At 37.3% G+C, this 24822-nt stretch carries 18 protein-coding genes, 2 tRNA genes and 6 rRNA genes; 19 read left to right on the forward strand and 7 right to left on the reverse strand.

The window, feature by feature from the left end; all coding sequences use genetic code 11:
- The 4 genes from JWYL7_RS00005 to JWYL7_RS00015 all read right to left on the reverse strand — a co-directional run.
- The coding region (locus tag JWYL7_RS00005; protein ID WP_331722094.1) for a type II secretion system F family protein at positions 1-316 on the reverse strand (316 nt) is incomplete at its 3' end.
- Positions 317-408: 92 nt separating this feature from the next.
- Positions 409-561 carry a hypothetical protein gene (locus tag JWYL7_RS10705; protein ID WP_489752597.1) on the reverse strand — a complete coding sequence of 51 codons (153 nt, stop codon included), beginning with the start codon at positions 559-561 and terminating at the stop codon, positions 409-411.
- Between the two features lie 24 nt (positions 562-585).
- Positions 586-1635: a type IV pilus twitching motility protein PilT gene (locus JWYL7_RS00010; protein ID WP_066067192.1), complete on the reverse strand. Its 1050-nt coding sequence runs from the start codon at positions 1633-1635 to the stop codon at positions 586-588.
- 10 nt (positions 1636-1645) lie between these two features.
- A complete protein-coding gene (locus tag JWYL7_RS00015; RefSeq protein WP_066067199.1) occupies positions 1646-3325 on the reverse strand; it encodes a GspE/PulE family protein in 1680 nt (559 codons plus the stop codon).
- Between the two features lie 164 nt (positions 3326-3489).
- Between JWYL7_RS00015 and JWYL7_RS00020 the strand changes: the two genes are divergently transcribed.
- The 10 genes from JWYL7_RS00020 (at position 3490) to JWYL7_RS10445 (ending at position 12117) form a co-directional block, all read left to right on the forward strand.
- A complete protein-coding gene (locus JWYL7_RS00020) occupies positions 3490-4959 on the forward strand; it encodes a leucyl aminopeptidase (protein WP_072280224.1) in 1470 nt (489 codons plus the stop codon).
- Positions 4960-5075: 116 nt separating this feature from the next.
- On the forward strand, positions 5076-5312 hold the full coding sequence (locus tag JWYL7_RS00025) for a DUF2508 family protein (protein ID WP_066067202.1): 237 nt from the start codon (positions 5076-5078) through the stop codon (positions 5310-5312).
- An 11-nt stretch (positions 5313-5323) separates the two neighbouring features.
- Positions 5324-5605 (forward strand): pro-sigmaK processing inhibitor BofA family protein, encoded by a 282-nt coding sequence (locus JWYL7_RS00030; protein ID WP_066067205.1) that lies wholly within the window; start codon positions 5324-5326, stop codon positions 5603-5605.
- A gap of 172 nt (positions 5606-5777) precedes the next feature.
- Positions 5778-6191 (forward strand): hypothetical protein, encoded by a 414-nt coding sequence (locus JWYL7_RS00035; RefSeq protein WP_066067209.1) that lies wholly within the window; start codon positions 5778-5780, stop codon positions 6189-6191.
- An 81-nt stretch (positions 6192-6272) separates the two neighbouring features.
- Positions 6273-6833 carry a 50S ribosomal protein L25 gene (locus tag JWYL7_RS00040; protein WP_066067212.1) on the forward strand — a complete coding sequence of 187 codons (561 nt, stop codon included), beginning with the start codon at positions 6273-6275 and terminating at the stop codon, positions 6831-6833.
- Between the two features lie 239 nt (positions 6834-7072).
- Positions 7073-8588: ribosomal RNA gene (locus JWYL7_RS00045) — 16S ribosomal RNA — on the forward strand.
- Positions 8589-8639: 51 nt separating this feature from the next.
- Positions 8640-8715: transfer RNA gene (locus JWYL7_RS00050), tRNA-Ala, on the forward strand.
- A 55-nt stretch (positions 8716-8770) separates the two neighbouring features.
- A 23S ribosomal RNA gene (locus JWYL7_RS00055) occupies positions 8771-11688 on the forward strand.
- A 58-nt stretch (positions 11689-11746) separates the two neighbouring features.
- Positions 11747-11863 (forward strand): 5S ribosomal RNA (rrf, locus tag JWYL7_RS00060).
- Between the two features lie 116 nt (positions 11864-11979).
- Entirely contained in the window at positions 11980-12117 is a 138-nt protein-coding gene (locus JWYL7_RS10445) for a hypothetical protein (RefSeq protein ID WP_161937469.1), read from the forward strand.
- A 62-nt stretch (positions 12118-12179) separates the two neighbouring features.
- Here the strand turns inward: JWYL7_RS10445 and JWYL7_RS00065 are convergent, their stop codons facing one another.
- Positions 12180-12386, reverse strand: a complete 207-nt coding sequence (locus JWYL7_RS00065; RefSeq protein WP_066067215.1) for a hypothetical protein — start codon at positions 12384-12386, stop codon at positions 12180-12182.
- 213 nt (positions 12387-12599) lie between these two features.
- Between JWYL7_RS00065 and JWYL7_RS00070 the strand changes: the two genes are divergently transcribed.
- The 5 genes from JWYL7_RS00070 to JWYL7_RS00090 all read left to right on the forward strand — a co-directional run bounded on the left by JWYL7_RS00070 (position 12600) and on the right by JWYL7_RS00090 (position 17964).
- Positions 12600-14115: ribosomal RNA gene (locus JWYL7_RS00070) — 16S ribosomal RNA — on the forward strand.
- A 51-nt stretch (positions 14116-14166) separates the two neighbouring features.
- A tRNA-Ala gene (locus JWYL7_RS00075) sits at positions 14167-14242 on the forward strand.
- Positions 14243-14297: 55 nt separating this feature from the next.
- A 23S ribosomal RNA gene (locus tag JWYL7_RS00080) occupies positions 14298-17215 on the forward strand.
- A 58-nt stretch (positions 17216-17273) separates the two neighbouring features.
- Positions 17274-17390, forward strand: a 5S ribosomal RNA gene (gene rrf / locus JWYL7_RS00085).
- Together the 16S, 23S and 5S rRNA genes with 2 tRNA genes alongside form the textbook arrangement of a ribosomal RNA operon.
- 67 nt (positions 17391-17457) lie before the next feature.
- A complete protein-coding gene (locus JWYL7_RS00090) occupies positions 17458-17964 on the forward strand; it encodes a thioredoxin family protein (protein WP_066067219.1) in 507 nt (168 codons plus the stop codon).
- 20 nt (positions 17965-17984) lie between these two features.
- On the opposite strand, the gene hisC is transcribed toward JWYL7_RS00090, so the two are convergent.
- Positions 17985-19067 carry a histidinol-phosphate transaminase gene (gene hisC, locus JWYL7_RS00095; protein WP_066067222.1) on the reverse strand — a complete coding sequence of 361 codons (1083 nt, stop codon included), beginning with the start codon at positions 19065-19067 and terminating at the stop codon, positions 17985-17987.
- Positions 19068-19202: 135 nt separating this feature from the next.
- On the opposite strand from hisC, the gene JWYL7_RS00100 reads away from it, so the two are divergent.
- From JWYL7_RS00100 to disA, 3 genes are all read left to right on the forward strand, one after another.
- Positions 19203-21143, forward strand: coding sequence for an elongation factor G (locus tag JWYL7_RS00100; protein ID WP_066067226.1), 1941 nt, complete (start codon positions 19203-19205; stop codon positions 21141-21143).
- Positions 21144-21244: 101 nt separating this feature from the next.
- Positions 21245-22627 (forward strand): DNA repair protein RadA, encoded by a 1383-nt coding sequence (gene radA, locus JWYL7_RS00105; protein WP_066067229.1) that lies wholly within the window; start codon positions 21245-21247, stop codon positions 22625-22627.
- On the forward strand, positions 22617-23693 hold the full coding sequence (gene disA / locus JWYL7_RS00110) for a DNA integrity scanning diadenylate cyclase DisA (protein WP_066067232.1): 1077 nt from the start codon (positions 22617-22619) through the stop codon (positions 23691-23693). The genes radA and disA overlap by 11 nt, the downstream gene beginning before the upstream one ends.
- Before the next feature lie 23 nt (positions 23694-23716).
- On the opposite strand, the gene JWYL7_RS00115 is transcribed toward disA, so the two are convergent.
- The gene (locus tag JWYL7_RS00115; RefSeq protein WP_066067234.1) at positions 23717-24109 is read right to left on the reverse strand and encodes a nucleoside triphosphate pyrophosphohydrolase family protein; all 393 of its coding nucleotides are present in this window, start codon (positions 24107-24109) and stop codon (positions 23717-23719) included.
- Between the two features lie 187 nt (positions 24110-24296).
- Here JWYL7_RS00115 and JWYL7_RS00120 point away from each other — a divergent pair, with 187 nt between their 5' ends.
- On the forward strand, positions 24297-24779 hold the full coding sequence (locus JWYL7_RS00120; protein WP_066067237.1) for a CarD family transcriptional regulator: 483 nt from the start codon (positions 24297-24299) through the stop codon (positions 24777-24779).
- Positions 24780-24822: the final 43 nt, after the last annotated feature.

Genomic DNA, 24822 nt, shown 5'->3' on the forward strand with positions numbered 1-24822 from the left:
ATGCAAGTAAAAATGTAACTACTACAGCTGAAACTATACTTAGTATAATAGGATAAGTCATAGCCCCCTTTACCTTTGTATATATCTTGTTTTCTTTTTCATAATATGTAGCCATCCTGTTCATTATTATGTCTAGATTACCACTTACTTCTCCAACTTCTATCATGCTTATAAGTAGACTTGGAAATACATCATTATTTTTCTTTAGAGATTCTGAAAATGACATTCCTCTTTGAACATCTTCATAACACTGATTGAGTGATGATTTAAGATTTTTATTTTCTGTTTGAGACTTTAATATATCTAAACAAGTCAATATTGTTATTCCTGAATTTAAAAGCGTATAAAATTGTCTACAAAATATTGCTATATCTTTTGTCTTTACTTTATTTATATATAATAGATCTTTTATTTTGGATTTTTTTTAATTTCTTTTATTTCTATAGGATAGTAGTTGTATTTTCTTAATATACTTAACACTTCATTTTCATTATTTGCGTGAATAACACTTTTAATTTTTTCTCCTGCTTCATTTACTACCATATATTTATATACAGGCATATCTAACACCTTTCTTATTTAAAGTTAAATATATCGCTCTATCATATCTTTATCTACAGCGTGATTAATCATTGTTTCTTTACTTATATATCCTTTCATATAAAGCTCACTTAAACTTGCATCCATGCTTTTCATACCAAATTTTGCTCCTGTTTGTATAGCGGTTTGGATCTGGTGTGTTTTATTTTCTCTTATAAGATTTCTTATTGCCGGTGTTGCAATCATTATTTCTAGTGCTGCAACTCTTTTTTTTCCATCTAATGTCGGTAGAAGTTGTTGGGATATAACTCCTTCTAGTATTGTAGATAGTTGAATTATTATTTGTTGTTTATGATGTGAAGGAAAAGAGTCTATAATTCTATCTATAGTTTTAGCTGCTCCTATTGTGTGAAGGGTAGATAGTACTAAATGACCTGTTTCGGCTGCAGTAAGTGCTATTGACATAGTTTCAAGATCTCTCATTTCACCTACTAATATTACATCTGGATCTTGTCTTAGAGCAGATCTTAAAGCTTGAGAAAATGATTTAGAATCTGTTCCTATTTCTCTTTGGTTTATTATACTTTTTTTGTGTTTATGAAGATATTCTATAGGGTCTTCTAAAGTTAGTATATGGCAACTTCTTTCTTTGTTTATACAATCTATCATAGCTGCAAGAGTAGTAGATTTTCCACTTCCAGTTGGACCTGTTACAAGTATAAGGCCTCTTTGTTTTTTAGTTAAATCTTTAATCACTGATGGCAAACCTAGTTCTTCTATAGTAGGAACATCTACATGAATGCATCTTATAGCAATACCATAAGTATTTCTTTGTTTAAACACATTTACTCTAAATCTACCTAGCTTACTATATGAAACCGAGGTATCTATTTCTCCGTATTCCTCAAGTTTATTAAATTGAGTAGTATCTAATATTTCTTTTACAAGTCTTAGGTTATCTTCTGGTAGAAGTACTTGATCGGTATATTTAGTTAATACTCCATTTATTCTCATAACAGGAGGGTGTCCAACAGTTATATGAAGATCTGAAGCATTTAATTGCCTTGTTTTTTGAAGCAAATCGTACATATTCATAAATTATCACCTACTCGTAAGTGTATGTAGCTTTTATCATCTCATCAAAAGTAGTTACTCCGCTTAATACTAGTTTTTTACAGTTTTCTTTTAGTGAAATCATACCATTTTTAAGTGCATGTTCTCTTAAATCTTCTAGATTAAATTTTGAATTTATCATACTCTTAGACTCTTTGTCTATTATCATTATTTCATGGATTGCTCTTCTTCCTTTATATCCTGTATTACTACAATTAAGACATCCCTTTCCTTTATATAGTTTTGTATCCTCATTAATATTTAGAATCTTCATTTCTTCTATACTAGGAGTATAATGCTGTATGCATTCTGGACATATCTTTCTAACTAACCTTTGAGCTACTACCCCTACTAGTGAAGATGAGATAAGGTAAGGTTCTATTTCCATATCTAAAAGTCTTGAAATAGTAGAAGGAGCATCATTAGTATGCATAGTACTTATAACTAAATGTCCTGTTGTAGCTGCTCTTATAGATATTTGAGCTGTTTCTTTATCTCTTATTTCACCAACCATTATGATATCAGGATCTTGTCTTAATATAGATCTAAGACCATTTGCAAATGTAAGTCCTGCTTTATTATTTATCTGAATTTGATTTATACCTTCAATTTTATATTCAACAGGATCTTCTATAGATATTATGTTTTTGTCTATACTATTCAATTCTTTTAGTAAAGTATATAGTGTTGTTGTTTTTCCACTTCCTGTAGGTCCTGTAATTAATATTATACCGCTAGGGTTTTTGACTACTTTATCAAATCTTTCTATGTTTTCATCTATTAGTCCTAGGTCATTTCTTGAAAAGAAAAATCCATTTCTAACTAAAAGCCTTATTACCACTTTTTCTCCAAATACTGTGGGTATTATAGATATACGAAGATCTAATGGTTTATCATTTATATTTATTTCTATTCTTCCATCTTGAGGTATTCTTTTTTCTGCTATATTCATTTTGCCCATAATTTTTATTCTATTAACTAAGGATAAATGAGTTTCTTTTATCAAGTTCATTCCCTCTATTAAACTTCCATCAACTCTATATCGTATTCTTACATTATTTTCAAAAGGTTCAATATGTATATCACTTGCACCTATATTTACAGCTTCTTCAAATATAGAGTTTACTAGCCTAACTATCGGAGCAGTATTTACATTTTCTAAAGAATCACTTTTAATTTCGTTATTAATATTTTTAGTTTGTTCTTTTTTAAAATCTTCAACTGCTTTTTGTGCTATTTCTTTTCCGTAATATATATCTATAGTTTTAAGGATGCTAGCTTTAGTAGATATAACAGGTTCAATATCAAAACCAGAGTATATTCTAATATCATCTATAGCAAAAATATTCAATGGATCTGCCATTGCTACTGTTAATTTTCCATTCTTTTTAGATATAGGAATTAGAATATGTTTTCTAGCTAAATACTCAGGTATTAGTTTAACTGTGTTAGGATCTATATAGTATTTATTCAAATCTATATGAGGTATACCTAGTTGAAATTCCAATATTTCTATTATTTGAAGTTCATCTACAAATCCTTTTTCTACAAGTATTTCTCCTAATTTCTTTCCTGATATTCTTTGTTCTTTTAAAGCTTCTTGCAATTGATTATTAGTTATTTTTCCAACTGATACCAACATATCTCCTAATTTGAACTTATTATTTTTCATATACCCTCCGTACTATATATTTTTAGTGTTCCTAATATTTATATATTGACATATTTTTGCTATTCTATTATCCGTTAAATTAAAGATTGTATATATACTTTTAATAAATACTCCAAAAGGGTAATATAATGATAAATCAAAATTTAAACAAAGGAGGATCTACATTGATTATAAAAGTTAATGAAAAAATCAAAGACAATTGTGACACAGTAATATTAGCTTATTTGGATACTCTAGAAGGCTTATTTGAAGGAGTAGATGAAGATGTATTAAATAGCATAGACTACTTGATTAAATCAAAACAGTTCAAGGGAGAGTATAAAGAAATAAAAGTTATTACCTTATATTTAGATAATAATCTAAAAAATATAATATTGTTAGGATTAGGAGATAAAGAAACTCTTACAGGTCAAAGAGTAAGGGGTGCAGTAGCAAGGGCAGTAAAAGAGTGTGAAAAACTATGCTCTAAAAATATACAATTTATACTTGATAATATGAGCGATGATTTTGTTAAGAAATATATAAACTACATATGTGAAGGAATTATTTTATCTGTTTATAAGTTTGAAAAGTACAAAACTTCTAAAAGAGAAACTAATATAGATAGTATATGTATAAATTGTAAAGTTAACAAAGAAGAAATTAATCATCTAGTTAATGAAGCTAATATACTAGCAAGTGCTACAAATTTATGCAGAGATTTAGTAAATGAACCAGCTAATAAACTTACTCCAATAGACCTTGCAAACAAAGTAGTAGAAATAGGAAAAGAGAGTAATTTTTTAGTTGAGATTTATGATGAAAAACAAATAGAGAATTTAGGAATGAAAGCTTACCTAGAGGTTGCAAAAGGAGCTAGTAATCCACCAAGACTTATAGTTATGAAATACATGAAAGACATAGAAAATAAAGATAATATATTAGGTCTTGTGGGCAAAGGACTTACATATGATAGTGGAGGTTTATCTTTGAAGATGACAGATAGTATGGTTGAAATGAAATCTGATATGGCTGGAGCTGGGGCTGTTATAGGAACAATAAGTGCTATAGCAAAAATGAATTTAAAAGTAAATGTAATTGGAGTTATAGCAGCTTGTGAAAATATGATATCCTCAAATGCTTATAAACCAGGAGATATAATAGAGTCTATGGCAGGGAAGACTATAGAAGTTTTAAATACAGATGCAGAAGGAAGATTGACATTAGTTGATGCTGTAAATTATGTTATAGAAAAGGAAAATGTAAGTAAGGTTTTAGATATAGCTACTTTAACAGGTGCAGCTTTAGTAGCACTAGGAACTATTACAACAGCTGTAGTTTCAAATAATGACAATTTCTATTTGCAGCTAGAAAAAGCAAGCAAGATATCAGGAGAAAAAATATGGAGACTACCTAATTATCCAGAGTATAAAGAGCTTATAAAATCAGATATTGCAGATTTGAAAAATACTGGTGGAAAATATGCAGGAACCATAACTGCCGCTGTATTCATAGAAGAGTTTGTAAAGGATAGACCTTGGATACACATGGATATAGCAGGAACATCTTGGAGTGAAAAAGAATTTGATTATATACCTAAGGGAGCTACAGGAGAAGGGGTTATGACTTTATACCATTTAATAAAAAATTCGTAAGAAAAAGCAGTGGAGACACTGCTTTTTTTGTATAAGGAAAAAGTTTAAAATATGTAGTATATATTCGATAATAAAAGTCTAAAATTTAGAATATAAAATATAAAGGAGGAATAGAAATGAACTATATAAATTTTTTCAAAAAAGAGATAGATGAAGATGAACAATTTATAAACGAACTAAAGAGTGCATATTTGGATTTAAAATCTGCAGAATCATTTTTTGAAAGTGTTAAAGATCCTGACCTAGTAGATTATGCAGTATTTAGATTAGAAGCAGCAAGATCAAGATATTCATATTTCTTAAAAAAAGCTAAGGAAAATAATATAAGGAGTAAAAGTGTGTATAACTTGTAAGGGGGATACCGATGGATGCAACAATGCAAATAAGAATGATTTTAATCTATGGAGTGGCTTTATTAAGTGTTTACACAATCTTTCTTTTACTTGTGGGACCTTTGAAGGCGTTAGGAAAAATGATTTTTAAAGTATGTGTGGGTGGACTTGGTTTATTTACATTAAATCAAATACTAGTTTTAACAGGGATTAATTTAACTTTTGGGATAAATATAATAACATCAGTTATAGCAGGATATTTAGGAATTGTGGGAATTTTATCCATGGTAGTAATAAAGCTATTAATAGTTTAAAAATGCAATATTTACATATTATACATATATATATATAATTAATTGGAGTAGAAACCAATATTAAGGTTTCTTATTTTTTTATAACACATAGTAAATTATATACTTTAATAAATTATGAAAAAGTTATAATTTACATAGGAACAAAGTCTTTTTGTGAAGGGAGAGCAAATAAATGTATGTTATATTTGATGATAAAATAATAGACAGCAAAGATATAATGAACATTATAAAAGAAAATAGCTGTTTTGATGATGTAAAAGATATAAGTACAAGATCAAAGCGAGACGATATAGTAGCAGCAGATTTATCTATAAAAGTAGATACTTTAAATGAAATATTAAAAGAAGAAGGTTATGATATTGAAAATGAAGATATAGATGATATTATTACTGAGTATATGGATCTAGCAGATGGTTTTGCTATAGATCTTGAAGAATTTATGCCTAAAGATTCTATATCTACAGCGTATTCATACAGGTATGATGAGGTAGAAAATAGTATAAAAACAGTATTTGTTATGTCTCATAAAAGTTTAGGACATGCTAAGTTAAGAGATGTATTAAACAGATTATTAAAGTTGGTATAATAGTATAAAAATTTGTATTAAAGAGCTCTTTACTGTCAATAATACCTTTTAGAATTTATAAAATTTTTAGGAGGTATAATTATGAACTTGACATTAAGGAGCTTTTATAATAATATGAACAACAAAAAATTAAGAAAACAAGGGCTTATACCAGGAGTATTATATGGAAAAGACCTAGATCCTATTTGTGTTGTTGCAGATAAAAAAGAATTGCAAGAATTCTATAAAAATAACAGAGAATCCAATGTCGCGGATATTACATTAGAAAATAAGCGCTATACAGTACACATTCAAGATATTCAAAAGCATGGTGTAGATAATCAAATAATTCATTTCGATTTACATAAAGTAAATAAACACGATACAATAAGTACACATATACCAGTTGTTCTTGTAAATAAAGAAGAGTTGGAAAGACAGGGATTAGTAGTTCAGCAGCAAGTAAGAGATATAGAAGTAAAATATCAAGCACATAATAATCCTAAAGAAATAGATGTAGATATATCTAGACTTAGTCATGGAGAGTATATAACTATAGGAGATCTTCCATCACCACAAGGAGTAGAAATACTCGAAGATTACAACACTATAGTAGCTTCTGTAAATTATCCAAAAACATATATAGAAACTCCGGATGAATAAAAGGTTGTGCAATTGCACAACCTATATTTTAGATAGCAGTATAAAAAAATATATAAAAAAGTATTGACTCAATAACAAATAGATGATATATTATTACTTGTCCTTGATGAGAGAGACAAAAACAAAATAAAAAAATGTTGACAGATGCAGAAAAATGATTTATAATAAACAACATAGTCTTAAATGAACTTTGAAAATTAAACAGCAGGTAATTAAGCCAGTTACTAAATATAAAAGTTATATTTGAGAGTTTGATCCTGGCTCAGGATGAACGCTGGCGGCGTGCCTAACACATGCAAGTCGAGCGGAGAAATATTAGCTTGCTAATATTTCTCAGCGGCGGACGGGTGAGTAACGCGTGGGTAACCTGCCCTGTACACTTGGATAACACACCGAAAGGTGTGCTAATACAAGATGATATCAAAGGAAGGCATCTTCTTTTGATCAAAGCTTTTGCGGTACAGGATGGGCCCGCGTCCCATTAGCTAGTTGGTGGGGTAACGGCCTACCAAGGCGACGATGGGTAGCCGACCTGAGAGGGTGATCGGCCACACTGGAACTGAGACACGGTCCAGACTCCTACGGGAGGCAGCAGTGGGGAATATTGCACAATGGGCGAAAGCCTGATGCAGCAACGCCGCGTGAACGATGAAGGCCTTCGGGTCGTAAAGTTCTGTCCTTGAGGAAGAATTCTGACGGTACTCAAGGAGGAAGCCCCGGCTAACTACGTGCCAGCAGCCGCGGTAATACGTAGGGGGCTAGCGTTATCCGGAATTACTGGGCGTAAAGGGTGCGTAGGCGGCCCTTCAAGTCAGAGGTGAAAGGCTACGGCTCAACCGTAGTAAGCCTTTGAAACTGTTGGGCTTGAGTGCAGGAGAGGAGAGTGGAATTCCCAGTGTAGCGGTGAAATGCGTAGATATTGGGAGGAACACCAGTTGCGAAGGCGGCTCTCTGGACTGCAACTGACGCTGAGGCACGAAAGCGTGGGGAGCAAACAGGATTAGATACCCTGGTAGTCCACGCCGTAAACGATGAGTGCTAGGTGTCGGGAGTTACCCCTCTCGGTGCCGTAGTTAACGCATTAAGCACTCCGCCTGGGGAGTACGCTCGCAAGAGTGAAACTCAAAGGAATTGACGGGGACCCGCACAAGCAGCGGAGCATGTGGTTTAATTCGAAGCAACGCGAAGAACCTTACCTAGGCTTGACATCCCTCGGACAGCTCCTTAATCGGAGCCTTCCCTTCGGGGACTGAGGTGACAGGTGGTGCATGGTTGTCGTCAGCTCGTGTCGTGAGATGTTGGGTTAAGTCCCGCAACGAGCGCAACCCTTACTTTTAGTTGCCAGCATTAAGTTGGGCACTCTAAAGGGACTGCCGAGGATAACTCGGAGGAAGGTGGGGATGACGTCAAATCATCATGCCCCTTATGCCTAGGGCTACACACGTGCTACAATGGCCAGTACAGAGGGCTGCAAGGTCGTGAGGCTGAGCTAATCCCTTAAAGCTGGTCTCAGTTCGGATTGCAGGCTGAAACTCGCCTGCATGAAGCTGGAGTTGCTAGTAATCGCGGATCAGAATGCCGCGGTGAATACGTTCCCGGGTCTTGTACACACCGCCCGTCACACCATGGGAGTCGGGGGCACCCGAAGTCAGCTACCTAACCGCAAGGAGGGGGCTGCCGAAGGTGAAATCGATGACTGGGGTGAAGTCGTAACAAGGTAGCCGTATCGGAAGGTGCGGCTGGATCACCTCCTTTCTAAGGAGTTTTACCTGCTGTTTAGTTTTCAGCGTTCATTGCTGAAAACGTGGGGATGTAGCTCAGCTGGGAGAGCACCTGCCTTGCACGCAGGGGGTCAGGAGTTCGATCCTCCTCATCTCCACCAATTAGCACTTAGTTAAAGTGCTTTAGCACTTTGAAAATTGCATAGCATTATAGCTGGTCAAGTTATTAAGGGCGCAGGGCGGATGCCTTGGCACCAAGAGCCGATGAAGGACGTGGTAAGCTGCGATAAGCTTCGGGGAGGTGCAAGCAACCTTTGATCCGGAGATTTCCGAATGGGGAAACCCACCTAGAGTAATGTCTAGGTATCCTTAGATGAATACATAGTCTAAGGAGGGGAACCAGGGGAACTGAAACATCTAAGTACCCTGAGGAAGAGAAAGAAAATTCGATTCCCTAAGTAGCGGCGAGCGAAAGGGGATTAGCCCAAACCTATAAAGCTTCGCTTTGTAGGGGTTGCGGATATGCTCTTTAGAAAGTTAGTAGTGTAGTCGAAGAGGTCTGGAAAGGCCCACCACAGAAGGTAACAGTCCTGTAGATTAAACACGAAACCTTTTGAGCATACTCCAGAGTACCACGGGACACGTGAAACCCTGTGGGAAGCAGGGGGGACCACCCCCCAAGGCTAAATACTACTTGGTGACCGATAGCGCATAGTACCGTGAGGGAAAGGTGAAAAGAACCCCGGGAGGGGAGTGAAATAGAACCTGAAACCCTGTGCCTACAAGCTGTGGAAGCACATTTTTAGTGTGACCGCGTACTTTTTGTAGAACGGGCCAACGAGTTACGGTAAGTAGCAAGGTTAAGGACTTAAGGTCTGGAGCCGCAGCGAAAGCGAGTCTTAAATGGGCGTTTTAGTTACTTGCCGTAGACCCGAAACCAGGCGACCTACCCATGGACAGGATGAAGCGAAAGTAAAATTTCGTGGAGGTCCGAACCCACGCACGTTGAAAAGTGCGGGGATGAGCTGTGGGTAGCGGTGAAATTCCAATCGAGCTTGGAGATAGCTGGTTCTCCCCGAAATAGCTTTAGGGCTAGCCTCGAGCTTAGAGAAAAGGAGGTAGAGCACTGACTGTCCTAGGGGCCCTTTGGGTTACCGAAGACTATCAAACTCCGAATGCCTTATTCTTTTGCTCGGGAGTCAGACTATGGGTGATAAGATTCATAGTCAAGAGGGAAACAGCCCAGACCGTCAGCTAAGGTCCCTAAGTATGAGTTAAGTGGAAAAGGATGTGGGATTGCACAGACAACCAGGATGTTGGCTTAGAAGCAGCCATTCATTTAAAGAGTGCGTAATAGCTCACTGGTCGAGTGATCCTGCGCCGAAAATTACCGGGGCTAAAACTCATCACCGAAGCTACGGCATCCGTAAGGATGGGTAGGGGAGCATTCTCTAAGGGCTGAAGCTAAACCGTAAGGATTAGTGGACTTTAGAGAAGAGAGAATGTTGGCATGAGTAGCGAGACGTGGGTGAGAATCCCACGGGCCGAAAACCTAAGGTTTCCTGAGGAAGGTTCGTCCGCTCAGGGTTAGTCGGGACCTAAGCCGAGGCCAATTGGCGTAGGCGATGGACAACAGGTTGAGATTCCTGTACCACCAATTACCGTTTGAGGGATGGGATGACGCAGAAGGATAGGTTATCCTACCGCTGGTCGCGTAGGTCCAAGCATCAAGGGAGTTAAGATAGGCAAATCCGTCTTAACATATCCTAAGGTGTGATGGGGAGCGAATTTAAGTAGCGAAGTAGCTGATTTCATGCTGCCAAGAAAAGTCTCTACCGAGGTAAGAGGTGCCCGTACCGCAAACCGACACAGGTAGGTGAGGAGAGAATCCTAAGGCCAGCGAGAGAACCCTTGTTAAGGAACTCGGCAAAATGACCCCGTAACTTCGGGAGAAGGGGTGCCTCGTTAGGGTGTATGCCCGAGGAGGCCGCAGAGAATAGGCCCAAGCGACTGTTTACCAAAAACACAGGTCTCTGCTAAATCGAAAGATGATGTATAGGGGCTGACGCCTGCCCGGTGCTGGAAGGTTAAGGGGATGTGTTAGCTTTTGCGAAGCACTGAACTTAAGCCCCAGTAAACGGCGGCCGTAACTATAACGGTCCTAAGGTAGCGAAATTCCTTGTCGGGTAAGTTCCGACCCGCACGAAAGGCGTAACGATTTGGGCACTGTCTCAACAAGGGACTCGGTGAAATTGTAATTCCAGTGAAGATGCTGGATACCTGCGACAGGACGGAAAGACCCCATGGAGCTTTACTGTAGCTTGACATTGGATCTTGATACTACATGTACAGGATAGGTGGGAGGCCAAGAAGCCGGGACGCCAGTTTCGGTGGAGCCATCCTTGGGATACCACCCTTGTAGTATTGGGATTCTAACCACAGGCCGTGAATCCGGTCTTGGGACACTGTCAGGTGGGCAGTTTGACTGGGGCGGTCGCCTCCTAAAAAGTAACGGAGGCGCCCAAAGGTTCCCTCAGCACGGTCGGAAATCGTGCATAGAGTGTAAAGGCAAAAGGGAGCTTGATTGCAAGACATACAGGTCGAGCAAGGACGAAAGTCGGGCTTAGTGATCCGGTGGTACCGAGTGGAAGGGCCATCGCTCAACGGATAAAAGCTACCCTGGGGATAACAGGCTGATCTCCCCCAAGAGTCCACATCGACGGGGAGGTTTGGCACCTCGATGTCGGCTCATCACATCCTGGGGCTGTAGTAGGTCCCAAGGGTTGGGCTGTTCGCCCATTAAAGTGGTACGCGAGCTGGGTTCAGAACGTCGTGAGACAGTTCGGTCCCTATCCGTCGCAGGCGTAGGAAATTTGAGAGGAGCTGTCCTTAGTACGAGAGGACCGGGATGGACATACCTCTGGTGCACCAGTTGTCACGCCAGTGGCACAGCTGGGTAGCTATGTATGGACTGGATAAGCGCTGAAAGCATCTAAGCGCGAAGCCACCCTCAAGATAAGATTTCCCACTTTTTAAGGTAAGACCCCAAGAAGACTACTTGGTTGATAGGCTCAAGGTGTAAGCGCAGTAATGTGTTTAGCTTATGAGTACTAATAGGTCGAGGACTTGACCAAAAATGCTATGCAGTTTTGAATGTGCTAATATAAAAGTACAAAGTAAATTAAAAGATTATGTGGTTACTATAGCAAGGAGGATACACCTGTTCCCATTCCGAACACAGAAGTTAAGCTCCTTTGCGCCGATGGTACTTGGAGGGAAGCCTCCTGGGAGAGTAGGACGTAGCCACATAATCTTTTTATATTTGTATAAAAAATCATAATAAAGATTGATGATTTTAAAGAAGGAAATATAACTTTGATATAGAAAATATATCATTAAATATTAATTTAGGGATGTGATATTTAATGAAAGATAGAAAAGTTATATATATAGATGAATATGTATCAAGAAAAACTAGAGAAAATGAAGAAAGAAAAGCTCTTAAAAGGCTTTTATCTAAAGTTATAAAGGTCATGAAGAAAGAGGCAGAAAAAATATTATAGATGAAGTCTTTGTTGTATATAAAAAACAAAGCAAGATTTCGCTTGCTTTGTTTTTTTAAACTTTAAAATAAACTGTTTTGACTAAGTCCGTCTATATAGGACTTAAATTGATTAAATTCAGTACAATCACATATCTGTACTGTCTCGCTTTTTTCATTATCAAAATTCTTAAGATAAATAGTAAATACGTCATCTTCATTGCAGTCGTAGTATATACATCTATATCCATCTTCGTACAACTGTTTGATATAATTAAACTTATCCCTCATATAAAGCACTCCATTCATATTTGAATTTATGCTTATTTTTTGAAGTAAACAGATATAATATTCTACTTATCAAAAAAAATAATAAAAAAAACAAAAAAAGTGTTGACGCATACTTTAAAAGGTGATATATTATTACTTGTCGCTAAGACAAGTCAAAATGAACTTTGAAAATTAAACAGCAGGTAATTAAGCCAGTTACTAAATATAAAAGTTATATTTGAGAGTTTGATCCTGGCTCAGGATGAACGCTGGCGGCGTGCCTAACACATGCAAGTCGAGCGGAGAAATATTAGCTTGCTAATATTTCTCAGCGGCGGACGGGTGAGTAACGCGTGGGTAACCTGCCCTGTACACTTGGATAACACACCGAAAGGTGTGCTAATACAAGATGATATCAAAGGAAGGCATCTTCTTTTGATCAAAGCTTTTGCGGTACAGGATGGGCCCGCGTCCCATTAGCTAGTTGGTGGGGTAACGGCCTACCAAGGCGACGATGGGTAGCCGACCTGAGAGGGTGATCGGCCACACTGGAACTGAGACACGGTCCAGACTCCTACGGGAGGCAGCAGTGGGGAATATTGCACAATGGGCGAAAGCCTGATGCAGCAACGCCGCGTGAACGATGAAGGCCTTCGGGTCGTAAAGTTCTGTCCTTGAGGAAGAATTCTGACGGTACTCAAGGAGGAAGCCCCGGCTAACTACGTGCCAGCAGCCGCGGTAATACGTAGGGGGCTAGCGTTATCCGGAATTACTGGGCGTAAAGGGTGCGTAGGCGGCCCTTCAAGTCAGAGGTGAAAGGCTACGGCTCAACCGTAGTAAGCCTTTGAAACTGTTGGGCTTGAGTGCAGGAGAGGAGAGTGGAATTCCCAGTGTAGCGGTGAAATGCGTAGATATTGGGAGGAACACCAGTTGCGAAGGCGGCTCTCTGGACTGCAACTGACGCTGAGGCACGAAAGCGTGGGGAGCAAACAGGATTAGATACCCTGGTAGTCCACGCCGTAAACGATGAGTGCTAGGTGTCGGGAGTTACCCCTCTCGGTGCCGTAGTTAACGCATTAAGCACTCCGCCTGGGGAGTACGCTCGCAAGAGTGAAACTCAAAGGAATTGACGGGGACCCGCACAAGCAGCGGAGCATGTGGTTTAATTCGAAGCAACGCGAAGAACCTTACCTAGGCTTGACATCCCTCGGACAGCTCCTTAATCGGAGCCTTCCCTTCGGGGACTGAGGTGACAGGTGGTGCATGGTTGTCGTCAGCTCGTGTCGTGAGATGTTGGGTTAAGTCCCGCAACGAGCGCAACCCTTACTTTTAGTTGCCAGCATTAAGTTGGGCACTCTAAAGGGACTGCCGAGGATAACTCGGAGGAAGGTGGGGATGACGTCAAATCATCATGCCCCTTATGCCTAGGGCTACACACGTGCTACAATGGCCAGTACAGAGGGCTGCAAGGTCGTGAGGCTGAGCTAATCCCTTAAAGCTGGTCTCAGTTCGGATTGCAGGCTGAAACTCGCCTGCATGAAGCTGGAGTTGCTAGTAATCGCGGATCAGAATGCCGCGGTGAATACGTTCCCGGGTCTTGTACACACCGCCCGTCACACCATGGGAGTCGGGGGCACCCGAAGTCAGCTACCTAACCGCAAGGAGGGGGCTGCCGAAGGTGAAATCGATGACTGGGGTGAAGTCGTAACAAGGTAGCCGTATCGGAAGGTGCGGCTGGATCACCTCCTTTCTAAGGAGTTTTACCTGCTGTTTAGTTTTCAGCGTTCATTGCTGAAAACGTGGGGATGTAGCTCAGCTGGGAGAGCACCTGCCTTGCACGCAGGGGGTCAGGAGTTCGATCCTCCTCATCTCCACCAATTAGCACTTAGTTAAAGTGCTTTAGCACTTTGAAAATTGCATAGCATTATAGCTGGTCAAGTTATTAAGGGCGCAGGGCGGATGCCTTGGCACCAAGAGCCGATGAAGGACGTGGTAAGCTGCGATAAGCTTCGGGGAGGTGCAAGCAACCTTTGATCCGGAGATTTCCGAATGGGGAAACCCACCTAGAGTAATGTCTAGGTATCCTTAGATGAATACATAGTCTAAGGAGGGGAACCAGGGGAACTGAAACATCTAAGTACCCTGAGGAAGAGAAAGAAAATTCGATTCCCTAAGTAGCGGCGAGCGAAAGGGGATTAGCCCAAACCTATAAAGCTTCGCTTTGTAGGGGTTGCGGATATGCTCTTTAGAAAGTTAGTAGTGTAGTCGAAGAGGTCTGGAAAGGCCCACCACAGAAGGTAACAGTCCTGTAGATTAAACACGAAACCTTTTGAGCATACTCCAGAGTACCACGGGACACGTGAAACCCTGTGGGAAGCAGGGGGGACCACCCCCCAAGGCTAAATACTACTTGGTGACCGATAGCGCATAGTACCGTGAGGGAAAGGTGAAAAGAACCCCGGGAGGGGAGTGAAATAGAACCTGAAACCCTGTGCCTACAAGCTGTGGAAGCACATTTTTAGTGTGACCGCGTACTTTTTGTAGAACGGGCCAACGAGTTACGGTAAGTAGCAAGGTTAAGGACTTAAGGTCTGGAGCCGCAGCGAAAGCGAGTCTTAAATGGGCGTTTTAGTTACTTGCCGTAGACCCGAAACCAGGCGACCTACCCATGGACAGGATGAAGCGAAAGTAAAATTTCGTGGAGGTCCGAACCCACGCACGTTGAAAAGTGCGGGGATGAGCTGTGGGTAGCGGTGAAATTCCAATCGAGCTTGGAGATAGCTGGTTCTCCCCGAAATAGCTTTAGGGCTAGCCTCGAGCTTAGAGAAAAGGAGGTAGAGCACTGACTGTCCTAGGGGCCCTTTGGGTTACCGAAGACTATCAAACTCCGAATGCCTTATTCTTTTGCTCGGGAGTCAGACTATGGGTGATAAGATTCATAGTCAAGAGGGAAACAGCCCAGACCGTCAGCTAAGGTCCCTAAGTATGAGTTAAGTGGAAAAGGATGTGGGATTGCACAGACAACCAGGATGTTGGCTTAGAAGCAGCCATTCATTTAAAGAGTGCGTAATAGCTCACTGGTCGAGTGATCCTGCGCCGAAAATTACCGGGGCTAAAACTCATCACCGAAGCTACGGCATCCGTAAGGATGGGTAGGGGAGCATTCTCTAAGGGCTGAAGCTAAACCGTAAGGATTAGTGGACTTTAGAGAAGAGAGAATGTTGGCATGAGTAGCGAGACGTGGGTGAGAATCCCACGGGCCGAAAACCTAAGGTTTCCTGAGGAAGGTTCGTCCGCTCAGGGTTAGTCGGGACCTAAGCCGAGGCCAATTGGCGTAGGCGATGGACAACAGGTTGAGATTCCTGTACCACCAATTACCGTTTGAGGGATGGGATGACGCAGAAGGATAGGTTATCCTACCGCTGGTCGCGTAGGTCCAAGCATCAAGGGAGTTAAGATAGGCAAATCCGTCTTAACATATCCTAAGGTGTGATGGGGAGCGAATTTAAGTAGCGAAGTAGCTGATTTCATGCTGCCAAGAAAAGTCTCTACCGAGGTAAGAGGTGCCCGTACCGCAAACCGACACAGGTAGGTGAGGAGAGAATCCTAAGGCCAGCGAGAGAACCCTTGTTAAGGAACTCGGCAAAATGACCCCGTAACTTCGGGAGAAGGGGTGCCTCGTTAGGGTGTATGCCCGAGGAGGCCGCAGAGAATAGGCCCAAGCGACTGTTTACCAAAAACACAGGTCTCTGCTAAATCGAAAGATGATGTATAGGGGCTGACGCCTGCCCGGTGCTGGAAGGTTAAGGGGATGTGTTAGCTTTTGCGAAGCACTGAACTTAAGCCCCAGTAAACGGCGGCCGTAACTATAACGGTCCTAAGGTAGCGAAATTCCTTGTCGGGTAAGTTCCGACCCGCACGAAAGGCGTAACGATTTGGGCACTGTCTCAACAAGGGACTCGGTGAAATTGTAATTCCAGTGAAGATGCTGGATACCTGCGACAGGACGGAAAGACCCCATGGAGCTTTACTGTAGCTTGACATTGGATCTTGATACTACATGTACAGGATAGGTGGGAGGCCAAGAAGCCGGGACGCCAGTTTCGGTGGAGCCATCCTTGGGATACCACCCTTGTAGTATTGGGATTCTAACCACAGGCCGTGAATCCGGTCTTGGGACACTGTCAGGTGGGCAGTTTGACTGGGGCGGTCGCCTCCTAAAAAGTAACGGAGGCGCCCAAAGGTTCCCTCAGCACGGTCGGAAATCGTGCATAGAGTGTAAAGGCAAAAGGGAGCTTGATTGCAAGACATACAGGTCGAGCAAGGACGAAAGTCGGGCTTAGTGATCCGGTGGTACCGAGTGGAAGGGCCATCGCTCAACGGATAAAAGCTACCCTGGGGATAACAGGCTGATCTCCCCCAAGAGTCCACATCGACGGGGAGGTTTGGCACCTCGATGTCGGCTCATCACATCCTGGGGCTGTAGTAGGTCCCAAGGGTTGGGCTGTTCGCCCATTAAAGTGGTACGCGAGCTGGGTTCAGAACGTCGTGAGACAGTTCGGTCCCTATCCGTCGCAGGCGTAGGAAATTTGAGAGGAGCTGTCCTTAGTACGAGAGGACCGGGATGGACATACCTCTGGTGCACCAGTTGTCACGCCAGTGGCACAGCTGGGTAGCTATGTATGGACTGGATAAGCGCTGAAAGCATCTAAGCGCGAAGCCACCCTCAAGATAAGATTTCCCACTTTTTAAGGTAAGACCCCAAGAAGACTACTTGGTTGATAGGCTCAAGGTGTAAGCGCAGTAATGTGTTTAGCTTATGAGTACTAATAGGTCGAGGACTTGACCAAAAATGCTATGCAGTTTTGAATGTGCTAATATAAAAGTACAAAGTAAATTAAAAGATTATGTGGTTACTATAGCAAGGAGGATACACCTGTTCCCATTCCGAACACAGAAGTTAAGCTCCTTTGCGCCGATGGTACTTGGAGGGAAGCCTCCTGGGAGAGTAGGACGTAGCCACATAATCTTTTTTATTTTTCCTCAGTATGATATAATACTACTTAGAATCTAAACTTTGGGGGGAAAGTATATGACTTTTGAAGATTTATTTAGGGCAGGAAAGAAGTTTATAGAGTTTTTAGAAGAAAGTGACGAGACTTATAAAAATAAAATGAAAGAAATATTAGATAATATAAAAATTGAAAACAAAATAAAACAGAGTATAGAAAGTATAAATAAAAGTATAAACATACTGGCATTTGCAGAGGCATGGTGTCCAGATTGTCAAATCAATTTACCTGCTGTTTATATACTTACAACTTTAAACGAAAATATAAAGTTATCAATAGTTTCTAGAGATGGAAATGAAGAATTTTTAAGTAGATACAAGGTAAATGGAAAGCCTAAAATACCAACATTTATAATTATGGATGATGAATTTAATGAAATGGGTTCATTTATAGAGATACCAGGAATACTAAAAGATATAATTTCAAGAGGGAATCAACCAGAAATAATAGTAGCTAAGAGAAAATATAAAAAAGGAGAGTATTGTAAAGATACTTTACTAGATATACTAAAAATAATAGGCCATTAAGGCCTATTATTTTTAGTTAATTATATATTTAATACTTTTCTTAGCTTTTCAATAAATATCTTATTCTCCTCCATTGTTCCTATTGATACTCTTATAAATGTATCTTTTATAGGTCTTATTATCACTCCTTCTCTTTGTAATTTATCAAATACTTCAAAAGCATCCTTATTTACATTGACATATATATGGTTAGTTTCAGATAGAGCATATTCTAATCCCATAGAGTCAAATTCTTTATATAGGTATTCCTTTCCTGATTTATTTACATTAAAGCTTTCTTTTATAAAGTCTTGATCTTCTAAAGCAGCTAAAGCAGCTACTTGTGCAAGAGAATTTACATTAAAAGGACCTCTTACTTTATTTATGTTAGATATGATATCTTCATGAGCTAGAGTGTATCCAACTCTTAATGCTGCAATTCCATAAGCTTTAGAGAAAGTTCTTAAAATAACTAAGTTTGGATACTTATCTAGTAGTCTTTCGCTATCTAACATATAATCATCTCTCGTAACATATTCTCTATAGGCTTCATCTAAAACAACAATTATATCCTCAGAAACGTTTTCCAAAAGATCAATTATTTCTGATGTAGGAACCATAGTTCCAGTAGGGTTATTAGGATTACATACCCATATCATTTTAGTCTTTTCTGTAACTGCATTTTGCATACCTTTTATATCATGAGTAAAGTTTTTAAGAGGTACAATAACAGGTACTCCCCCCATCATTTTAGTTGTAGTTATGTATCTAGGAAATGTTAAATCTGCCATTATAACTTCATCACCATGATTTATAAATACTTTAGCAAGTATATCTACCATCTCATCAGAACCACTAGAAGTAATTACTTTAGATACATCTATATTAAATTTTCTACCTAGGGCTTGCCTTAAATCAGTAGAATTGCCATCTGGATATATATGTAGATTATCTAGAGCTTTTGTTAATGCCTGCTTTACTTTTTCAGAACATCCTAAAGGATTTTCATTAGATGCAAGTTTTATAACATTAGTTAATCCAAATTCTTTCATTACATACTCAATAGGTTTACCAGGTTTATAAGGAACCAGGTCATTTAATTCTTTTCTAAATAGAAAATTCATATAAATCCCCCTTCACATAAAAAATTTTAAATATTTAGTCAAATTAATTATATCATAATTACATAAATTTAACATAAGATTAAAACAAAACCTAAAATATCTTTTCTCTTATGAAATTAAAGGGGGGCCTTTTTCATGAAGTTTTATGAAAGTGATAGAATAAGGAATGTTGTTGTATTAGGACATGGAGGGGCAGGAAAGACAAACTTGTTAGAGGCAATTTATTTTACAAATAATTTGGTAAACAGAATAACTAGACCTAGTGATAAAACAAATATGACTACAAGTTTAAATTTATCTTGTATAGAATGGAATAATTATAAATACAACATAATAGATACTCCTGGATATTTTGACTTTTATGCTGATGTAGTATCGGCTGTTAATGCAGCTTTAGGAGCTATAATAGTAGTAGATGCTACAACAGATATACAAGTAGGAACAGATAAAGCATTTGAAATAACAGATCAATACAATATTCCTAAGATCATATTTGTAAACAAAATAGATAGCGAAAAGGCAGACTATAAAAAAGTTTTAGATCAATTAAAAAACAGATACCAAAACAAAATAGCATTATTTAATGTACCTATAAATGATAAAGGTAAAATAAAAATAATAGACGTTTTAGATGATAAAGATTATGAAAATGATGAATACATAAGTTCTTTAAAGCAAGTACTTATGGAAGCTGTTGCAGAAACTGATGAACAGCTTTTAGATAAATATTTTTCAGGTGAAGAATTTACTGAAAAAGAGTTTTGTGAAGGTCTTAAAAAGGCAATTTTATCATCTGATATAATACCTGTTGTATTTGGATCTACAGCTGAAAATATAGGAACTAGTTTTATTTTAGATATGATATATAAATATATGCCTTCTATTAACGATATAGGAAATACTACCGAAAGTGACGCTTTCTCAGGAATAGTGTTTAAGACTTTTATAGATCCATTTGTAGGCAAAATATCTTTAGTAAAAGTTAATAGTGGAACCTTGTATCCAGATACAGAAATTTATAATATAAACAGAAGTTGCAAAGAGAAAATAGGAAATTTGTATACGATGAGAAATAATCAAAGTATACAAATTCAAAAGGCCCAGGCAGGAGATATTGTAGCACTTACAAAACTTACATATGCTCAAACGGGAGATACTTTATCTACTGATAACTCACGCAGTGTCTACAGCAAAATAGATTTTCCAAAACCACAAATTTACTTAGCTATAGAGACATCTGCTAAAGGAGATGAAGAAAAGATTAGTTTAGGCCTAAATAAAATTATAGAAGAAGATCCTTCAATACAGATAGTAAGAAATTTTGAAACAAAAGAAATCTTAGTAGGAGGTCAAGGTGAAATACACATAAATTATATAAAAGAAAAATTAAAAGAAAGATTTGGAGTAGAAGTAAATTTAAAAGATCCTAAAGTTCCTTATAGAGAAACTATAAAAGGAAGATCGGATGTTCAAGGAAAACATAAAAAGCAAACAGGAGGGCATGGTCAGTATGCAGATGTAAGAATAATATTTGAACCATGTGAACAAGAGTTCATATTTGAAGAAAAGATATTTGGAGGATCTGTTCCAAAACAATATATACCAGCTGTAGAAAAAGGACTTAAAGAGTGTTTACAAAGCGGAGTTTTAGCTGGATTTCCTGTAACTAATATAAAGGCAACATTATATGATGGATCTTATCATGATGTAGATTCATCTGAAATGGCATTTAAGATAGCAGCATCTATAGCATTTAAAAAAGGAATGGAAAATGCAAATCCAGTTTTATTAGAGCCTATATATAAATTAAAGGTTATAGTTGATGAAGAATATATGGGAGATATTATTGGAGATATAAATAAAAGAAGAGGAAAGATATTAGGAATGGAGCCAATTGGAAATAAAAAACAAGCTATATATGCACATGTTCCTCAGGCGGAAATTTTTAGATACGGAATAGACTTAAGATCAATGACTCAAGCTAAAGGATATTTTGATATAGAGTTTGAAAGATATGAAGAAGTCCCACCTCATTTAGCAGAAAAAGTACTACTAGCTCTTAAAGAAAAAAGGTGATATAATCACCTTTTTTGTTTTTTCCCAGATTTATCAAAAGATGTCTATTTTTCAGTTGATTATGGTAAAATATATACATATTAAACAAAAAAGGTGATTATATGAGTAAGATTAAAACTAAACATATATGTCAAAACTGTGGATATGAGTCATTAAAATGGATGGGAAAATGTCCTGAGTGTGATAGATGGAATAGTTTTGTAGAAGAAGTATATGATCAAAAAACAAAACATGACTTATTTGTATTAAATGATAAAAAAGACAATAAACCAATACCCATAAATTCTGTTGAAGCTGTAGAAGAATATAGATTTTCAACCAATATTAAAGAATTAGATAGAGTTTTAGGTGGAGGAGTAGTAAAAGGATCATTAATACTTGTAGGAGGAGATCCTGGAATAGGAAAATCTACATTATTAATACAAGTATCAAATGAGATAGCAAAACAAGGAATGAAAGTATTATATATATCAGGAGAAGAGTCCGCTCAACAGATTAAAATGAGGGGTAAGAGATTAAATATAAATAGTGATAATTTATATATATTTGCAGAAAACAATCTCAAAATTATAGAAAAACAAATAGATACATTAAAGCCTGATATTATGATAGTAGATTCTATACAAACAGTATTTAGTCCAGACATAACATCAGCTCCGGGAAGTGTAAGTCAGATAAAAGAAGGAACTTCAAAATTTATGAAAATATCCAAAAATTTAGGAATAACAACCTTTATAGTTGGACATGTTACGAAAGAAGGATCTTTAGCAGGACCAAAGATATTAGAGCACATGGTTGATACTGTTATATATTTTGAAGGTGAAAGATACAACACCTACAGAATGATAAGAGCAGTTAAAAATAGGTTTGGATCAACAAATGAACTTGGAGTTTTTGAAATGAGAGACTTAGGATTAGTAGAAATAGAAAATCCATCTAAGATTCTTATTTCAGAAAGGCCAAAAGGAGTTTCAGGATCTGTTATAGTATCAACAATAGAAGGGACAAGACCTATGCTTGTTGAACTACAAGCATTAGTATCTCCTACAAGTTTTGGAATACCAAGAAGGATGGCCACAGGATTTGATCAAAATAGAGTTAATTTACTAATAGCTGTACTAGAAAAAAGAGTAGGAATGCAAATTCAAAATCAAGATGTTTACATAAATGTTGTAGGAGGAATAAGGATAAGTGAGCCTGCGGCAGATTTAGGAATAGCACTATCAATAGCATCAGGGTTTAGAAATATAGAAATAAGGCAAGATACAGTTGTAGCAGGAGAAATAGGACTTACGGGAGAGGTAAGAGGAGTAAGTTTTATAGAAAAAAGGATAATAGAAAGCAAAAAGCTAGGATTTAAACGCATAGTTATACCTAAAAACAACTTGTCAGGAACAGAAAAAGTACAGGGAATAGAAATTATTGGAGTAAAGAATATAAAAGAGGCTCTAGAATCGGTATTAGGAGGTAGTTATGGTGTATGATCTAACAAAAAAGTTTGACAATATGAATGATCTAAAAATGTTAGCTCCTGGAACACCTTTAAGAGAGGGGCTTGAAAATGTATTAAGAGCTAAAACAGGAGCGTTAATAGTAATTGGAAACAGTGAAGAAGTAATGAGTATAGTAGATGGGGGATTTAATATAAACAGTGAATTTTCTCCAGCTTATTTATATGAGCTGGCTAAAATGGATGGAGCTATAATCTTAAGTAGTGATGCAAAAAGAATACTTTATGCAAATACTCAGTTAATACCTGATCCTATGATACCTTGTTTTGAAACTGGTATTAGACATAGAACAGCAGAAAGAGTTGCAAAACAAACGGGAGAGATGGTTATATCGATATCACAAAGAAGAAATATAATAACCTTATATAAAGGATACAGTAAATACGTACTACAAGAAACATCAAAAATATTAGCAAAGGCAAATCAAGCTATTCAAACTCTAGAAAAATACAAGGCAGTTTTAGATCAAGCAATGATAAATTTAAGTGCTTTAGAATTCGAAGATTTAGTTACTCTCTACGATGTAGCTACAGTTATTCAGAGAATAGAAATGGTACTTAGAATAGTAAATGAAGTAGAAAAGTACATAATAGAACTTGGAAATGAAGGAAGACTTATAAGTATGCAGCTTGAAGAGTTAGTTGGGAATATAAAAGAAGATGAAATATGGGTATTTAAAGACTACAATATAAACGAAAACATAGATTATGAAGAATTTAAAAAATCTCTAAGAAACTTTACATCAGAAGAACTTTTAGATTTAAATAATATAGTCAGATTGTTAGGATACTTTGGAAGTATACATAACTTAGAATACTCTGTTCATCCAAGTGGATATAGAATACTGAATCAAATCCCTAGACTCCCAGTTCACATAATAGAAAATTTAGTACAACATTTTGAAAAATTTCAGCATATATTAAAAGCTTCCATAGAACAGCTAGATGAAGTAGAGGGAATAGGGGAGATAAGAGCAAGGTATATAAGAGATGGATTAAGAAGAAGACAAGAACAAGTATTACTAGATAGACATATATAATAAAAGGGCAATTAATTGCCCTTTTAAAATAAACTATATTTTCCTAAAGTAGTTATTTTCTTATATTCATCTTTTAGGATATCCTCAAGATCCATGTTTAATAAATTGCACAAAGCAGTTATATAAAACATATGATCTCCTAATTCTTGTTCTATTTTTTCTTTACAAACATCACATAAATCGCCTCTAATATGACTATCCATATATTCAGAAAGCTCACCAAAAGTTATATCCTTAGGTAAATCTTGCTTTTTGCAATCTATCTGTATACAACCACAACTAGTTACGGATTTGATTACAGCTCTATTTATTCTTGAATTAGTTTCTTGCAGTTTTGTTAATACATCTAATATACTTTTATGTCTTATTAAAGACTCGTTTACTACACTTTTAAACTTAGAAATATCGAAAGACATTGTATCACCTCATAAATAATTATAATAGGAAAATGTTTTATAGTCAATTCAAATAAATATAGAAAGCTTTGTAAACTATAAATTTCATTGACATATTTTAAATATATATGATAAAATAAAAATTTTAGATTTGACTTAGATAAAAAATTAATATATACTGAAATAGTGTAATTTAGGGGGGAGATATATGTTTAGTATTGGAGATAAAATAGTATATCCTATGTATGGTGCAGGAGTAATAAGTTCTATAGAAGAAAAAGAAGTTTTAAATGAGAGAAAAAAATATTATATTATGAATATGATAGTATCTAACATAGATATAATGATTCCTGTTGACAGAATATGTAAATTAGGAATAAGATATATCATAGAAAAAAGCCAGGTTGATGAAGTAATATCTATACTAAAAAATGCACAAAGTCAAATAGAGGAAAAGTGGAATAAAAGGTATAGAGACAATTTAGATAAAATTAAAACTGGCGATATATATGAAATATGTTTAGTTATAAAAATGTTATCAATGCAAGAGAGAAAAAAACCACTTTCTACAGGAGAAAAAAAGATGTTAACTGAAGCTAAAGATATGATATCAAGCGAGTTAGCATTAGTTTTAGATAAAGATTTTACACAGATGAAAGAACTTATAGAAAAATGGGTAAATAATGATTAGATAAATAAATTTGGATAATAATAGTATAAAAGGGGGTGAAGAA

This window comes from Alkalithermobacter thermoalcaliphilus JW-YL-7 = DSM 7308 (assembly GCA_001584565.1).
In the GTDB taxonomy this organism is placed as follows: Bacteria; Bacillota; Clostridia; order Peptostreptococcales; family Peptostreptococcaceae; genus Alkalithermobacter; species Alkalithermobacter thermoalcaliphilus.

Excerpts from the sequence above, each read along its gene's own strand:
- JWYL7_RS10705 (WP_489752597.1), bottom strand. The coding sequence starts at position 561 with ATGCCTGTATATAAATATATGGTAGTAAATGAAGCAGGAGAAAAAATT.
- JWYL7_RS00010 (WP_066067192.1), bottom strand. The coding sequence starts at position 1,635 with ATGAATATGTACGATTTGCTTCAAAAAACAAGGCAATTAAATGCTTCA.
- JWYL7_RS00015 (WP_066067199.1), bottom strand. The coding sequence starts at position 3,325 with ATGAAAAATAATAAGTTCAAATTAGGAGATATGTTGGTATCAGTTGGA.
- JWYL7_RS00025 (WP_066067202.1), top strand. The coding sequence starts at position 5,076 with ATGAACTATATAAATTTTTTCAAAAAAGAGATAGATGAAGATGAACAA.
- JWYL7_RS00030 (WP_066067205.1), top strand. The coding sequence starts at position 5,324 with ATGGATGCAACAATGCAAATAAGAATGATTTTAATCTATGGAGTGGCT.
- JWYL7_RS00035 (WP_066067209.1), top strand. The coding sequence starts at position 5,778 with ATGTATGTTATATTTGATGATAAAATAATAGACAGCAAAGATATAATG.
- JWYL7_RS00040 (WP_066067212.1), top strand. The coding sequence starts at position 6,273 with ATGAACTTGACATTAAGGAGCTTTTATAATAATATGAACAACAAAAAA.
- JWYL7_RS10445 (WP_161937469.1), top strand. The coding sequence starts at position 11,980 with ATGAAAGATAGAAAAGTTATATATATAGATGAATATGTATCAAGAAAA.
- JWYL7_RS00065 (WP_066067215.1), bottom strand. The coding sequence starts at position 12,386 with ATGAGGGATAAGTTTAATTATATCAAACAGTTGTACGAAGATGGATAT.
- JWYL7_RS00090 (WP_066067219.1), top strand. The coding sequence starts at position 17,458 with ATGACTTTTGAAGATTTATTTAGGGCAGGAAAGAAGTTTATAGAGTTT.
- hisC (WP_066067222.1), bottom strand. The coding sequence starts at position 19,067 with ATGAATTTTCTATTTAGAAAAGAATTAAATGACCTGGTTCCTTATAAA.
- JWYL7_RS00100 (WP_066067226.1), top strand. The coding sequence starts at position 19,203 with ATGAAGTTTTATGAAAGTGATAGAATAAGGAATGTTGTTGTATTAGGA.
- radA (WP_066067229.1), top strand. The coding sequence starts at position 21,245 with ATGAGTAAGATTAAAACTAAACATATATGTCAAAACTGTGGATATGAG.
- disA (WP_066067232.1), top strand. The coding sequence starts at position 22,617 with ATGGTGTATGATCTAACAAAAAAGTTTGACAATATGAATGATCTAAAA.
- JWYL7_RS00115 (WP_066067234.1), bottom strand. The coding sequence starts at position 24,109 with ATGTCTTTCGATATTTCTAAGTTTAAAAGTGTAGTAAACGAGTCTTTA.
- JWYL7_RS00120 (WP_066067237.1), top strand. The coding sequence starts at position 24,297 with ATGTTTAGTATTGGAGATAAAATAGTATATCCTATGTATGGTGCAGGA.